This window comes from Pedobacter nyackensis (genome assembly GCF_032678475.1).
GTDB lineage: Bacteria > Bacteroidota > Bacteroidia > Sphingobacteriales > Sphingobacteriaceae > Pedobacter > Pedobacter nyackensis_A.
In genome coordinates this window covers 380,935-396,293 of the sequence record NZ_JAVTSF010000005.1, presented here as the reverse complement: position 1 = coordinate 396,293, position 15,359 = coordinate 380,935, and the positions used below count along the sequence as shown (strand labels likewise).

Below are 15,359 nucleotides of genomic sequence, written 5' to 3'. Positions count from 1 at the left end.
CATAAAAGAATGACTGAACTTTTATCTAACCAGAGGAGTGTTTCTTTCATACAGATTTTAAAAACAAAATTGTTGAAATGGAAGTATGGTGAAAAACTGGAAACAAATGGGCCGATTAGAATATTGGGAAATCTTCCTGTTTTTAAGATACCGGGGAACGGTAAGGTAAAGCTGGGAAGTAAAGTTGTTTTAAATTCCGACGCGAAGCATTCAAATACGGCACTTACGTTTAATTGTACTTTAGCCTGTGGCTTGAATGGAACCATTGAGATTGGTGCCAATTCTATGCTTAATGGAGTTTCTATAACGGCTTATGACCGTGTTACAATTGGAGCAAATTGTCAGATTGCCTCTTGTACCATGATATCAGACACAGACTTTCATCCGATAAATCCGGGAATTCGAATGCGTGAGTCTATGGGATATAGAATTGATCATTCGGTTGTGAATAAATCGGCCGTTACTGTAGGTAATAATGTTTGGATAGGCTGGGGATGTATTATATTAAAAGGCGTTACAATTGGTGATAACAGTATTATTGCTGCAGGTTCCGTTGTATTGAAGGATATCCCTGCTAACGTATTGGCAGCAGGAAATCCTGCCGTTGTAAAAAGAAGCCTATAAAAAGAAAATAGAATACTATAAAAATATTGAATTATGATTAAATTTTTGGATTTACAAACAATAAATCAACTTCACAGGGAAGAATTGAAGAATGCTTTTGACCGTGTATTGGACTCGGGATGGTATATCATGGGGGCTGAGCTAAAGAAATTTGAAGCCGATTTTGCAGCCTATTGCGGGGTAAAACATGCTATCGGTGTAGCTAATGGTTTAGATGCCTTGATTTTAATTATAAGAGCGTACAAGGAATTAGGCTTGTTTAAGGATGGAGATGAAATCCTCGTTCCGTCAAATACTTATATCGCCAGTATATTGGCTGTTTCTGCTAATCAACTTGTTCCTGTTTTAGTTGAACCGGATTTAGATTCTTATAATATCGACCCTTCCTTATTAGAAGCCAAAATAACGGAAAAGACAAAAGCAATACTACCTGTTCATTTGTATGGTCAGTTATGTGATATGTCAGCCATAAATGCGATTGCGAAAAAACATAACCTAAAAGTAATTGAAGATTGTGCACAAGCTCATGGAGCGAAAAAAGACGGACTCACTGCGGGAAATATTGGCGATGCAGCTGGATTTAGTTTCTACCCCGGTAAAAACCTTGGTGCATTGGGTGATGCGGGCGCAATTACAACCAACGACGATGAACTAGCTGTTGCAATTAAAGCGTTGTTAAACTATGGTTCTCACGTAAAATACCAAAACATATATAAGGGAGTAAATAGTCGTTTGGATGAGTTGCAAGCGGCTTTATTGGGGGTTAAATTAAAAACACTTGATATGGAGACCTCTGTTAAACGTACAATCGTGAACAGGTATCTGACTGAAGTTAATAATCCTAAGATTCAGTTGCCAAAGGTTAGGGAGCAAGAGGCACATGTTTGGCATTTATTCGTTGTCAGAACGAATGACAGAGAGGCACTTCAACATTATCTTACAAAAAACGAGATTCAAACTGTTATACATTATCCAATACCCCCTCATAAGCAAACTGCCTATAAGGAATGGGCTGAGTTAAGTCTTCCTATTTCTGAAAAAATTCATAATGAAGTTTTGAGTTTACCTTTGAGTGCTGTTATGAAAGAGCACGAAGTGAGTCGGGTAATTGAAGTGTTAAATGCGTATTAAACTTTTGCTTTGAAATTAGTAAAGACAACCTTTTTTTCAGCAATAATCACTTTTATACGTATTGCTTCTGGCTTTACTGCGAGTAAAGTCGTTGCAATCTTTACCGGTCCATCCGGAGTGGCATTAATAGGCGCATTTGCAAATTTTATAACTATTGTACTGACATTTGCTAACGGAGCCATTAATACTGGTGTAATTAAGTATACAGCCGAATTTGATGGTGATGAAGCCAAACTTAAAAGATTATTTAGTACATCTTTTAAAATAAGTATATACTGTTCTTTAATAGTGGGACTAATTTTACTGATTCTCGCGCCTTATTGTTCTGCTTGGATATTTGCGAGTGATCTTTATTCAAATGCAATTCATGTATTAGGTTTGACAATAATACTATATTCATTAAACTCTTTGCTGATTTCCATCTTAAATGGGAAAAAAGAGATTAAAGTCTATACGATTGTGAATACAGCCGGGAGTTTAATTGGTTTGTTATTCACCGTGATTTTAGTGTATTTTTATAAGATAAATGGAGCATTATATGCGCTCGTATTGGCTCAATCCATTGTGTTTTTTGTTACATTAATTCTAATCATTAAAAGACCATGGTTTTCCTGGAACTATTTTAATGGCAAATTTGATAGGGTAATAGGAAAACAATTGGGAAGCTATAGCCTGATGGCAGTGGTTACCGCATTGACAGCTCCAGTTTCACAAATTGTCTTGCGTAATATGGTTATTAGTAAGGTTGGGATAAATGAAGCAGGATACTGGCAAGGCATGATGAGGGTGTCGGATGGATATTTGTTGATCATAACTACTTCTCTGGCCACATATTATTTACCAAAATTGTCTTCTTTAAAAACGAACTTGGAATTACGTAAGGAGATTCTTTCTGTATATAAGATAGTGCTGCCTGTGGTATTGCTGGGCTGTATGTTAATCTTTTTTCTTAGATTTTTTATAATAAAATTGCTCTACACAGATGGGTTTCTTGCTATGGAGAATTTGTTTCTATGGCAATTGGCAGGCGACTTTTTTAAAATCGCATCCTGGATACTTGCTTATCTTATGTTAGCAAAAGCAATGACCAAAATGTATATAATTTGCGAAATTGGATTTAGTGTACTTTATGTAGTTCTGGGGTATGTTCTTGTTGACCACTTTCATTTAAAAGGAATTACAATCGCATTTGCATTGAATTATTTTATTTTTCTAATGATAATGATTTTCACCTTTAGGCGGATTTTATTTAAAACAACTAGTAGTTAATGATAGAGAACGAAAGCCATAATATTACGTCGATCACCTTTTTATACCCGAGCAGGCGGGTAGGAGGGGCTCAAATGTTATTTATAAGATTGGCAGACGAGCTTTCTAGATACGAGGACATCTCAGTCAATGTCGTTGATTTTGAGGATGGGTACTTAAGATCACAACTACAATCTAATAGTAGAATTAATATTTTAAACTTTAAAAATGCTTCTGTAAGAATAGGTTTTAAAACGATTCTTATTACACCTCTTTCCAATCTATCTGATATCAATAATCTGGTAAAAGGGAATAAGGATCATTTAAATATTCTATTTTGGTGCATACAGCCGTATAATTTGCAGTTTGCCCTTTATTATAATGGAAGAAAATTTTTTGGAAAGAAAGAGCAGGTGAAAAAAATTGTTGAGCACCTATCAAATGATGGCAATATCATTTACATGGATGAAGCTAATTTTTTAGGAGTTCAGGAAGAGTTAAAGACAGCTCTAAAACCACATTATATCCCGATCCCTTTAGACCTTAAAGTTGAGACTATTGAAAGAAAAAAGATTGAGAATGGAATGCTAAACATAGGTTGGCTCGGACGAATCTCATATGATAAAGTTAATTCAATAATCAAAGTTATAGATGAGATTAAATCTTCATCTTCTCAGGAAAAGATCGTTTTTCATATTATTGGTGATGGAGAAAAAAAGGCTGATCTACTAGCCTATCTTAAGGAATCTCAAATCCCGTATTTCTTAACGGGAACTTTGCTTGCTGATGAATTGAATAAATATATTGATGAACATATTGATCTGGCGGTCTCTATGGGAACTTCATGTATGGAATTTGCTGCTAGAAAGATTCCTGTATTTATCATAGATTACTCATTTCATCCAATGCCAGATAAAATTAAATACAATTGGCTTTTTGAAACTCAAAATTATACATTGGGTAGTAATATAGAGTCTGCGACTAATCGTAATCATTCTTTTGAGGAGTTATTGGATCAATATACTGTTGATAAAAATCTGGGACAAAAATGTTATAATTATGTCTCTCAGAATCATGACATTAAGGAAGTCGCATTAAAATTGATTAAACATTGCCGAGGGTTAAAACAAATCGATCCTTACAAATTTGCTAATATTCAGAGGATACTTAATCCTTTGATCTATCGCTTTTTCTATGTTCTATATAGGAAAATTAGGGATTTTTAATATATAATAACTTGAATATCAATTGTTTTTTTAATAAAATATAAAGAATATGGAAAGATTGAACTTATGCTTTAGGATTACCATTACAAGTCTTGTATTCTTTCTTGTGCCCCTGCTATGTTCTGCTCAGGGAAATAACATATATGTGAGTAGTTTTGGCGCTAAAGGAGATGGAAAAACAGATGATACCCGGGCAATTAACGCTGCAGTATTAAGTGCTGCTAAAAATAGCGCTAAATTATATTTTGAGAAGAATAAAACATATCTGGTAGATACTGTTTCTTTAGTTGGAACGAAAGCTACACCCTTTCAGAAGCTGGAGATTATCGGGAATAATGCCAATATCAAGTGTATCAACAGAGGGAGTAATAATGTATTTAAATTCTTTTTTGTGAATGGGTTAAGCATTAGCAACCTTAACATCTCGGGAAATAAAGCTCAAAAAAAGGATGGAAACGGTCTGGCTGTATATTACTCTAAAGATTTAAGGATCGTAAATTGTAAAATACAAGATTGTAAGTTTAGTGGGATACTGATTGCATGGGTAAAATCAGCTAATGTTAGTAAAAATCTTATTTTTAATAACGGGGATGGGACATTGCCAAGTGATGGGGTTTCGGTTCATTCTCTTTACCAGGGAAATATTAGCAGCAATGTAATTTATAATAATAATCCGCTTGATACACAAGATGGAGATGGAATTCAAATTGGAAGTATTAAATATGGTATAACGGGATATTATGATGTTAAATCGATACAGAAAATAGAGATTAACAATAATATATGCTATTTACATGGAAGAAGGGGAATTAAAATTCAACGGTCCAATGTCGTTGCGGAGAATAATTTTTTATCAGATAATGCTATTGGTGTGTCCATTGTAAACGGTCTGGATTTAATTAACAATATACAGGTCAAATCAAATGTCATTCAAAAAAGCTATAAAGGGATAACATTGGATGGGGGAGGAAAACAAAATATTTCTGATGTGAATATATCCGATAACTATTTGTTGGGGTCCATCATGACCGATCGGATTTTGCTTCAGGATGCATCTGGAATTAAGATTGCAAGAAACACTTTTGATAGGCATAGGATAAAAGTGTTTGATGCAAAAAAGAAGATGGTGAATTATTCAAATATCCTTGTGTCTAAGAATGTACAAGATGTCGATTCATCACAAAGTAGGTTGGTTGATCTGAATGGTAGCGTGTCTATCTTGGCTACGAAATTGCCATCAGTAGGATTAAATAAGATAGAGAATGATGCTGTATTAAGAAATATCATTGCTAAAACAACAAATTATAAAGCCCCTATTAATGGTGATGTATTTTGTGTGTTTAATAATGCCATTGTAAATAGGGCTAAAGTTGTAGTTTCTTATAAAGGGACATCAACACCTTATATTCTAGATAAGAATAAAATTTTGGTTATTTATTCATTTGAAAATAAACTGTTCAGTTTCCGTTATTAATAAAAAAGAAGGACTATTTTTTTGGTTTCCATGATATAGAAGAAAGAATAGTCAAATCAAGAATATACATTTAAAGAAGCAAGAATATACATTTAAAGAAGAATATAAATTAGAAATAAATGAAGTTTGATAAAATTAATAATTTTGGTTTAATTAGGTTACTTGCTGCATTACAAGTTTTATTTTGTCATTCTATTGAGCATTTGGAGTTAAAAGACAATCAAATATTTTCTTTTATTGGAGAGAAATTCATTTATTATTTTCCAGGGGTTCCTATTTTCTTTACAGTAAGTGGTTTTTTAATCTTTGCTTCATTTGAGAAAAATCATAAGGCTGTAAAAGAATATTTTTTTAATCGTGTAGTGAGGTTGTATCCAGCCTTATGGGTCTGCTTACTGATTACAATCTTTTTATTGCTGGAAGCTTATTCAGGGAATATTAAGGATCTTGTTTTGTCTAGAACGTTTTATTTATGGATTTTGGAACAATTAACTTTTTTTCAATTTCACACTCCCGATTTATTAAGATTTTGGGGAGTTGGTACACCAAATGGTAGTCTTTGGACTATTGCTGTCGAAGTTCAGTTTTATTGCTTAGTTCCTCTTTTGTATTATTTTTTAGCAAAAGCAAATATTAAAAGAACGATTTTAATATGCGGTATATTTGTTATATCAATATTCTGTAATTACTATTTTGGAATACTTAATCACGAATCATTGATACATAAGCTAGCCACTGTTTCTATTTTTCCTTATTTATATTGTTTTATGTTTGGTGTAGTGGCTTATTTGAAATGGGAAAAGATTAAAACATATTTTGTTGGGAAATTTATTATTTGGTTAATAATATATTTGATATATATAAATTTTGCGGGTAATTTTTTAAATATACAGTTGGTGTCCTATTTCATTAGCAGTCCTTTTCATATAATAACAAATGTTTTATTGTCGTGCTTAACCTTATCTGCTGTTTTTTCATATCCGAAATTGAGTAATTCCTTTATAAAAGAAAATGACTTATCATATGGTATTTACATCTATCATATGCTTGTAATTAACGTATTTGTGCAAAATAGATTCATTAAAGAACCTTATTATGTAGTATTCGTATTTTTAATTGTAATGAGTCTGGCAATGTTATCTTGGAAGTTTGTTGAGCAGCCGATTCTGAAGTTAAAGAAGAAATCAATATCAAAATTATAACTAGTTAGTGGATGAAATGTTTAATGTGCAATTTGGAATTTAAAGGGAATGTATTATGATAAAAAGGGATTCCATTTTTAATCATTTATTTTCTTTTATCATTTTATTTCCGGTAATTTTTTCATTTGTTTTTAAAATGATTGGTTTGCCGCTTCCTAGTTACTTATTTATTATCGTAGTTTCATTATGTGCAATTCCGCTAATCGCAAATAATATTTTAACAGTTTCTAAGAGTTGGACAAAACTAACTTTTTACATCTTGTTTGTTTGGATTTTAGCGAGTATAAGCTATACTCCATCGGTAATAGCTTCCGAACAAAAGTTTATAATAATTATATATAATACCCTTCTCCCAATATTAATAGTCGAGTTATTTTTTCTGTTTTCTAAGGATAAAGTTGTTGACCTTCCTGCCGTTGAATCGATTCTTTTAAAGTATGCCTTTGTTTTACTTTGGTTTATCTTTGTAGCCTATATCCTGTTCAGCAAAGCTGATGGAAATCGCTACACCATCCCCGGAATAGATAACGCAATCTGGTTTTCCAGGTATGTGGGCATGCTACTGTTGATCATATTATGCTGTGCAAAAATTAGAATGAATAACCTTTTATTGTATGTTGTTTCAATTTTTATCGCCTTAGTGCTGTTATTTGGTGGTGGATCCAGAGGTCCGGCTCTCTCTGTGGTGATAGTTTTTTTTATCAAGCAGAGTTACCTGATTTCCAAAAGACAACTTTTCTTACTATTAGCAGGTATTGCTTGTATTATTGTAATAGGATTTGTGTTTATCGGTGGTTATATGTTTGAAACTAATTTTTATTCTTTGTATGCACGATTGAACCTTTTTGAACTTTTTTTTGATGTCGATTTTGATTACCTGAAAGGCGCCGGTATCGGTTCATATTCTTTATTTTTCTTTGGAGAGGATGTGATGTATTATCCACATAATGTTTTTTTAGAGCTTCTCTTTGAAAATGGATTAATAGGCGTATTCTTGTTTTGTTTGGTATTGTTTTTGTTTTTAAAATCTTTTAAGCCCAATATTATAAATTTCCTGTGTATTTACTTCTTTCTGGCTAGCCTTGTAAGTGGTGACATACCAGGTAACAATAACCTTTTTATTCTTTTATTTATTTCTGTATATGCCAATAAAAATACCTTATCAAAAGATGAAGATCACATCAATAAAAATCAAATTGCCTTAAAAAATGGATAAACGACCAAATAAAAAGGCACTTTTTATATTACATGAAGGAATAGGTTCTACAATTTTCAATTCTCAGGTAATTGAACATGCAAGAGGCATGAAAAAGTTTGGATTGGACTTTGATATTCTTGCATATGACACTTTCGCCAAAACCTGGGATCTTTCTAATAAAAATCTTTCAAAATTTAAAAATACAGATCCTGATATCAAAATCATGTTGAAAAAGGCTATGAATATCTATTATCCTTTTTCTTCCATTTATAATCTTTGCCTTTTGGTGGCATTTTTCATCAAAAACAAAGATCATTATTCATTTATTCAGGGCAGAGCTGATTACACAACATTCTTATGTCTATTAACTAAGCCTTTTCACGGCTTACCTGTTTATTGGGACTGCAGAGGAGATGCGGTATCTGAGTTGGAAGATAGTTTGTCAAGAAAAAAAGTACTGATTAGATTTATTGGAAACATATATTTGTTGGGTTTTAATCGCATAGTGGCTTACTTTAACTGCAAAATGTCTGACGGAGCCATATTTGTGAGTAGAGCCCTATCGGCGATTTTTCTGAAAAAGTTAAAAACAAAATGTTATGAAATTATCCCCTGCCCTGTTTCAGAGGAGAAGTTTTTCTTTGATAGAGAGCTCCGCCGGACAATGAGGGAAAAGCTAAATATCGCAGTGCATAAATCTGTATATTTATATTCAGGAAGCATGGTTGCTTATCAATCTCTTCAACAACAATACGAGCAATATGAGGCTATACTCAAGAATCCAGACAATATGGTTGTTATTGCCACTTCCCAACCGGATGTTGCCCACGAATTTTTTAAATCTTTGAAGTCAGATCAATTGATCATTACCAGTGTGAGTTTCTCAGAAATGAATGCTTACTATAATCTCTCTGATTTTGCTTTTTTAATGAGAGATAAGAAGCAATTGAACTATGTGGCATCTCCCACCAAATTTGGAGAGTATTGCCTGACTGGCCTTCCTGTTATCATGAATGAAACAGTGGATCAGGCTTATACCGTTTCAAAAGAACTGAATAATTATGTTTCATACCTAAACATTACTTCTGAAAAATTTAATGATCAGAAACGAGCTGACATTTCGGTTAAGGCAAGAGATTTTTATTCAAGAAAAGTCCTGAACCTGAGCTATGTTAGGCTTTATGAAGCAAATTTGAATTGAGAGATTTAAGATAGGCTCATTCTAAAAAGCAGAAAAAGAGAGGTGTAAATTAAATTGTTAATTTTGCCGGATAACCTGTCAGATTGATTTTGACATACTAAATTTTGATAAAAGAAATAAAAATGAAAATCGCATTTATTTGTGTTAATTACAATAACGTCAAGTTCACAAAAGAGTACATTGATAATGTGTTGAAGGTAAAGGGTACTCATAAGGTGACTATTATCGTGGTTGACAATGCTTCAAATCAATCCGATATCGATCAGTTAAACGAGATACGTCATGATGAACTTGTTCTAATAAAAAGCGACACTAACGTAGGGTATTTCAAAGGATTAAATCTTGGTATTAACGCAATTCAAGCGGCAGATTTTGATTTTATTTTAATTGGGAATAACGATTTAACTTTTGATGAGTCATTTTTGACAAACCTTGAAAATAAGATTGTAAAAGAAAATGTATTGGTAATCGCTCCCAATATTATCCGTTTAGATGGTATCCATCAGAACCCTCATATCCCAAATCGATTTTCGAGAATTGCACGGATTTACAGACGCATTTATTACATTAACTATTTCTTCGGGAATATCATGCAGTTCATGTATAATACAATAAGAGAACAGGTAAAGCCTGTTGACAGGGTTGGACATGAAAATGAACAGCCTATTATTATGGGATACGGAGCTTGCTATATATTGACGGAGAATTTTTTCAAGCATTTTAAAGAATTGGATGCACCTATTTTTTTAATGGGGGAGGAATGTATTATAGGGAATCAGGTTTTAAGTGTAGATGGGATAACATTATATCGTCCGGATTTGATTGTTAATCATCATGATCATGCTTCCATAGGAAAGATAAGCAATAGGAAGTTATATGAATTTTCAAGGGCATCTTATTTTTACTACCTAAAAAACTTAAAGCATGTGCAGTAAATGGATTAATGTTGATGGGGTATTTAATTTAAAATTTTTTAAGAATAATTAATAAACACATTGTATGTTTCAACATAAAGTATTACTAATTACTGGCGGTACAGGCTCTTTTGGAAATGCTGTATTGAACAGATTTTTGAACTCTGACCATTTTAAGGAAATTCGTATTTTCAGCAGGGATGAAAAGAAACAAGATGATATGAGAAATCAGCTTAATAATGAGAAGTTGAAATTCTATATCGGTGATGTCCGGGATTATAATAGTATCGAAAGAGCAATGCATGGAGTAGACTATGTCTTTCATGCAGCAGCATTGAAACAAGTCCCTTCTTGTGAATTTTTCCCTTTAGAGGCAACAAAAACAAACGTGTTTGGAACTCAGAATGTGATTGATGCGGCTGTTGTAAACAACGTCTCAAAAGTGATTTGTTTAAGTACGGACAAAGCGGCTTACCCTATCAATGCAATGGGTATTTCGAAAGCGCTAATGGAGAAAGTGGCGATTGCAGCATCACGTAACATTATTGACAATAAGACCATCGTTTGTCTGACGCGTTATGGAAATGTAATGGCCTCCAGAGGATCCGTAATTCCATTATTTCTAAAACAGATTAAAGAGGGGAAAACGCTTACCATTACTGATCCGAAAATGACCAGATTTTTAATGTCATTAGAAGAAGCTGTGGAATTGGTATTGTTTGCTTTTGAGCACGGTAATCAAGGAGACTTATTTGTGAATAAGGCACCAGCTGGTACCATCGGTGATCTTGCTCAGGCTCTCAAGGAGCTTTGCGAGGCAGACAATAAAATTAATATCATCGGTACCAGACATGGGGAGAAATTATATGAGACCCTATGTACCCGTGAAGAGATGACCAAGGCTCAGGATATGGGTGAGTTTTACAGGATACCTGCTGATAACCGAAACTTGAATTATAATCAATTCTTCACAGAAGGGGAGACGGATATTTCTAATGTAGAAGACTACCATTCTCATAATACAAAGCAATTAGGCGTAGAAGGAATGAAAAAATTGTTGTCCAACCTTCCATTAATAAAAAAAGAAGTTTTTGGTGATTTGGATACTATCCAGTATCCCGGATAATATAGATTATGGTAGCAGAACCTATATTTATCTCTGGTGGGAAACATGTTGACGAAAGAGGCTCACTCTCTTTCGTTAATGATTTTTGTCTGGATGAAGTGAAAAGGTTGTATATAATTGAGCATCCGACTGTGGATATTGTAAGGGCATGGCAAGGACACAAAAAGGAACAGAAATGGTTTTTAGTCACGGCTGGAAGTTTTACTATTTTTGTTGTGCAACCTGATAACTGGGAAAAGCCTGCGGATCTTCTGGAGACTAAGAAATTTGTATTATCTGAAAATTCAATGGGGGTTTTGCATGTTCCGGGAGGACATGCTACTGGCTTAAAAGCCCTGATGCCTGATTCCAAAATGATCGTGTACTCTGATTTTACTGTAGAACAATCCTCTTTGGACTCTTATCGTTTTGATAAAGCGCTTTGGTGTGACTGGAATAAAATATAATTTATGTTAAAAATAGGAGTAACCGGACAAGCTGGCTTTATTGGACAGCATTTGTATAATACTATTGGGCTTTTTCCTGAAGAATTTGAAAGAGTCGAGTATAGACGTGAATTTTTCGAAGACGAGAATCTGCTTAATGATTTTGTATCTAAATGTGACGTCATCATTCATCTTGCAGCGATGAACAGACATCATGATGCCCAAAAGATATACGATAACAACATAGCTCTGATAAATAAACTGGTGGCAGCCTTGGAAGCCACTGATAGTGTTGCGCATGTGTTATTTTCGTCTTCTTCTCAGGAAGAACGAGATAACTTATATGGGAAAAGCAAAAAGGAAGGAAGACAGCTGCTTGCTCAATGGGCAGAAAAATCAAAAGGTAAATTTACAGGATTGATAATTCCTAATGTGTTTGGGCCTTTCGGACATCCTAATTACAATTCTTTTATTGCGACTTTCAGTCATCAGATTTGTCATAATGAAGCCCCTAAAATTGAAGTAGATGGAGAAGTTGGACTTATCTACGTGGGGGATCTAGTGAAATTAATGATCTCAGAAATCAGAAACTCTTCTGCCGTTGATTTGATTAATATCTCTGCCACAGATCAGAAAAAAGTATCGGAAATACTTGGCCTTTTACAAGGATATAAAACCCAATATGTCGAGCAAGGTATGATCCCGGAATTAAACAGTCAGTTTGAACTGAACCTATTTAACACATTTAGGTGTTACATGAATATTAGGGAATACTTCCCTGTGAAGTTTGTTAAACATGCAGACCCAAGAGGTACTTTTGTTGAAGTGATCCGTTTAAATGTCGGAGGGCAGGTCTCTTTTTCTACCACTGTTCCAGGAATCACAAGAGGCAATCATTACCATACACGTAAAATTGAACGTTTTGCCGTGATTAAGGGTAAGGCATTGATTCAATTGAGAAAAATCGGTACGGAAGAGGTGTTGGATTTTTACTTGGATGGAATGGAACCGGCATATGTTGATATGCCTATTTGGTATACACATAATATAAAAAATATAGGAGAGGAAGAATTGTATACTAACTTCTGGATTAACGAATTTTTTGATCCGAATGATCCGGATACCTATTTTGAAAATGTTTAATTTAATTACCATAGATATTAGTAAATCATAAAAGATGAAATCGAAACTTAAAGTGATGACAGTGGTGGGCACAAGGCCTGAGATTATAAGATTGGCCAGAGTCATGGCAGCTCTTGATGCTTCTGAGGCTATCGAACATATCATCGTTCACACTGGACAAAATTATGATTACGAATTAAATCAGATTTTCTTTGATGATTTAGCTATACGCAAGCCGGACCATTTTCTGAATGCTGCCGGATCTTCTGCAGTTGAAACTATAGGACAAATACTAATAAAAATAGATCCTCTACTGGTTAGTGAAAATCCGGATGCTTTTCTGGTTCTGGGAGACACGAACAGTTGTCTATGTGCGATACCGGCTAAAAAGCGTCACATTCCTATTTTTCATATGGAAGCCGGGAATCGTTGTTTTGATCAACGTGTGCCAGAGGAGACCAATAGGAAAATTGTAGATCACATCTCAGATATCAATTTAACATATAGCGACATCGCGAGGGAATACCTTTTGAGAGAAGGATTGCCTGCAGATAGAATCATTAAAACAGGTTCACCGATGTTTGAGGTTTTAAATCACTATCTACCTGATATAGAAAAATCGGAAGTATTAAGCCGATTAAATTTAGAAGAGAATAAGTATTTTGTTGTTTCATCACATCGTGAAGAAAATATAAATAGTGATAAAAATTTCAGAGGTTTAATGGATAGTTTAAATCTTATTGCGGAGAAATTTGGCTATCCGATTATCGTAAGTACCCATCCTCGTACCCGCAACATGATCGAGGCAAAAAATATCAAAATGCGTCCTGAAATTCAATTTTTAAAACCTTTGGGCTTTAATGATTACAATGCTTTACAAATGAAATCGTATGCAGTGTTATCTGATAGCGGGACCATTTCAGAAGAGTCCTCCATCTTAAACTTCCCAGCTTTAAATATAAGGGATGCCCACGAACGTCCAGAGGCGATGGAAGAAGCGTCAGTGATGATGGTCGGAATGAATCCTGAAAGGATTATGCAGGGATTAACTCAGCTGCAGTATCAAAAAAGGGGAACTGAACGGAATTTCCGAAGAGTTGCTGATTATTCCATGCCAAACGTCTCAGATAAGATGGTCAAAATTATTATTAGCTATGTTGACTATATAAAAAGAGTCGTTTGGTCGGAATCCAATAATTAATAATGGCAAAAAAAATCCTAATACATAGTATAGTTTTTAGCCCGGATGGTGTTTCGACGGCTTATCTGTATAATGACATTGCTTTAAATTTTGCGAACAGCGGATATGAAGTGGTTGTGTTAAGTACTACACCTCACTACAATGTATTGAAGGAAGAGTTAGAAAAACAACCACTTAAGGCAAAATGCTGGGGACTGTATTACGAAAGTAAATTCCATAATATTCGTGTTATTCATGTTCCTCAAAAGAAGTTTAAAAGCTCCATTTTAAGAGTTATTGGCTTTTTGTATTGGCATTTACTGTCTTTAATTCTGGGTTTGGCAGAAAAGGGAGTTTCCTTAATCTTGTCACCCTCACCTCCCTTAACTATAGGGTTGATAAATATTATCATTGGTAAAATTAAAGGATGCAAGGTTATTTATAACGTCCAGGAAATCTATCCTGATTTTTTAATTAATCAGGGAGGACTGAAGTTCAAACCTGTTGTCAATTTTCTTAAGTCAATGGAGTGCTTTGTCTATAATAGATCAAATGCAGTCACAACCATAGATTCAATTTTTTACGATACCATTCGTCCAAGATTTAAAGATGCTGCAAAGTTGCATGTGATTCCTAATTTTGTGGATACCGAGCTGTTTCGGCCGATTCCTGGAGAACAATTAAATCTGGATAGGAGATTGTTCCCTGAAAAAGATAGTATTTTAAAAGTGATGTATGCGGGAAATATAGGACATGCACAGGATTGGAAACCTTTACTTGAGGTAGCAAAGAGACTAATTGATCAAAAAATAGAATTTTGGGTAATTGGCGAAGGTGTCATGAAAGAATATCTTGAAAACGAAGTCAGAATAAATAACTTAAAAAATGTTCACCTTATTCCTTACCAGGCAAGGGAGCAAATGCCGAGTCTGATTGCTTATGCGGATGCTCATTTCATATTTATGTCACCCGAAATGGAAGGACAGGGTTTTCCTTCAAAAGTATATACTATTATGGCATGTGCAAAACCATTAGTCGTCATATCTGGTAGGAATACACCAATTTATAATTTTTTGAACCCGGCTAATTGCGCCTTTTTAATTGATGGAGGTAGTTTTGAGGAAAAATGCCAGTTGTTAGTTGATTTCTTACAAGAGGCGGCGAGCAATAAAGCTCATCTGGAAAACTTGGGTGAAAATGGTTATAAATTAATTGAAAAGGAATATTCTAAAAGAGCTGTGACTCAGCAGTACATCAATTTGGCCAATCAAATTTTAGAAAGGTAACT

The 15,359-nt window shown here is 34.1% G+C and carries 14 protein-coding genes; all 14 read left to right on the top strand.

The genetic code is table 11. From position 1 onward, the window contains the following. Positions 1 to 9: 9 nt before the first annotated feature. The 14 genes from R2Q84_RS17985 (at position 10) to R2Q84_RS17920 (ending at position 15,357) form a co-directional block, all read left to right on the top strand. The gene (locus R2Q84_RS17985) at positions 10 to 624 is read left to right on the top strand and encodes a DapH/DapD/GlmU-related protein (RefSeq protein WP_316817968.1); all 615 of its coding nucleotides are present in this window, start codon (positions 10 to 12) and stop codon (positions 622 to 624) included. Positions 625 to 657: 33 nt separating this feature from the next. Continuing rightward, positions 658 to 1,755 carry a DegT/DnrJ/EryC1/StrS family aminotransferase gene (locus tag R2Q84_RS17980; RefSeq protein WP_316817967.1) on the top strand — a complete coding sequence of 366 codons (1,098 nt, stop codon included), beginning with the start codon at positions 658 to 660 and terminating at the stop codon, positions 1,753 to 1,755. A 9-nt stretch (positions 1,756 to 1,764) separates the two neighbouring features. Further along, positions 1,765 to 3,024, top strand: coding sequence for an O-antigen translocase (locus R2Q84_RS17975; protein WP_316817966.1), 1,260 nt, complete (start codon positions 1,765 to 1,767; stop codon positions 3,022 to 3,024). After that, the gene (locus tag R2Q84_RS17970) at positions 3,024 to 4,229 is read left to right on the top strand and encodes a hypothetical protein (RefSeq protein ID WP_316817965.1); all 1,206 of its coding nucleotides are present in this window, start codon (positions 3,024 to 3,026) and stop codon (positions 4,227 to 4,229) included. Before R2Q84_RS17975 ends, R2Q84_RS17970 begins: the two co-directional genes overlap by 1 nt. A 49-nt stretch (positions 4,230 to 4,278) precedes the next feature. After that, entirely contained in the window at positions 4,279 to 5,703 is a 1,425-nt protein-coding gene (locus tag R2Q84_RS17965; RefSeq protein ID WP_316817964.1) for a right-handed parallel beta-helix repeat-containing protein, read from the top strand. Between the two features lie 119 nt (positions 5,704 to 5,822). Continuing rightward, positions 5,823 to 6,905: an acyltransferase gene (locus R2Q84_RS17960; protein ID WP_316817963.1), complete on the top strand. Its 1,083-nt coding sequence runs from the start codon at positions 5,823 to 5,825 to the stop codon at positions 6,903 to 6,905. Between the two features lie 595 nt (positions 6,906 to 7,500). Then, a complete protein-coding gene (locus tag R2Q84_RS17955; protein WP_316817962.1) occupies positions 7,501 to 8,121 on the top strand; it encodes a hypothetical protein in 621 nt (206 codons plus the stop codon). Further along, on the top strand, positions 8,114 to 9,304 hold the full coding sequence (locus tag R2Q84_RS17950) for a hypothetical protein (RefSeq protein ID WP_316817961.1): 1,191 nt from the start codon (positions 8,114 to 8,116) through the stop codon (positions 9,302 to 9,304). The genes R2Q84_RS17955 and R2Q84_RS17950 overlap by 8 nt, the downstream gene beginning before the upstream one ends. A 122-nt stretch (positions 9,305 to 9,426) precedes the next feature. Further along, positions 9,427 to 10,239: a glycosyltransferase family 2 protein gene (locus R2Q84_RS17945; RefSeq protein ID WP_316817960.1), complete on the top strand. Its 813-nt coding sequence runs from the start codon at positions 9,427 to 9,429 to the stop codon at positions 10,237 to 10,239. A gap of 64 nt (positions 10,240 to 10,303) precedes the next feature. Continuing rightward, positions 10,304 to 11,344, top strand: a complete 1,041-nt coding sequence (locus R2Q84_RS17940; protein ID WP_316817959.1) for a polysaccharide biosynthesis protein — start codon at positions 10,304 to 10,306, stop codon at positions 11,342 to 11,344. A gap of 8 nt (positions 11,345 to 11,352) precedes the next feature. After that, positions 11,353 to 11,790 (top strand): WxcM-like domain-containing protein, encoded by a 438-nt coding sequence (locus R2Q84_RS17935; RefSeq protein ID WP_316817958.1) that lies wholly within the window; start codon positions 11,353 to 11,355, stop codon positions 11,788 to 11,790. Positions 11,791 to 11,793: 3 nt separating this feature from the next. Further along, the gene (locus R2Q84_RS17930; RefSeq protein WP_316817957.1) at positions 11,794 to 12,912 is read left to right on the top strand and encodes an NAD-dependent epimerase/dehydratase family protein; all 1,119 of its coding nucleotides are present in this window, start codon (positions 11,794 to 11,796) and stop codon (positions 12,910 to 12,912) included. Positions 12,913 to 12,946: 34 nt separating this feature from the next. Further along, positions 12,947 to 14,092 (top strand): non-hydrolyzing UDP-N-acetylglucosamine 2-epimerase, encoded by a 1,146-nt coding sequence (gene wecB, locus R2Q84_RS17925; RefSeq protein ID WP_316817956.1) that lies wholly within the window; start codon positions 12,947 to 12,949, stop codon positions 14,090 to 14,092. Between the two features lie 2 nt (positions 14,093 to 14,094). Beyond that, positions 14,095 to 15,357, top strand: a complete 1,263-nt coding sequence (locus R2Q84_RS17920) for a glycosyltransferase family 4 protein (protein ID WP_316817955.1) — start codon at positions 14,095 to 14,097, stop codon at positions 15,355 to 15,357. Positions 15,358 to 15,359 lie beyond the last annotated feature (2 nt).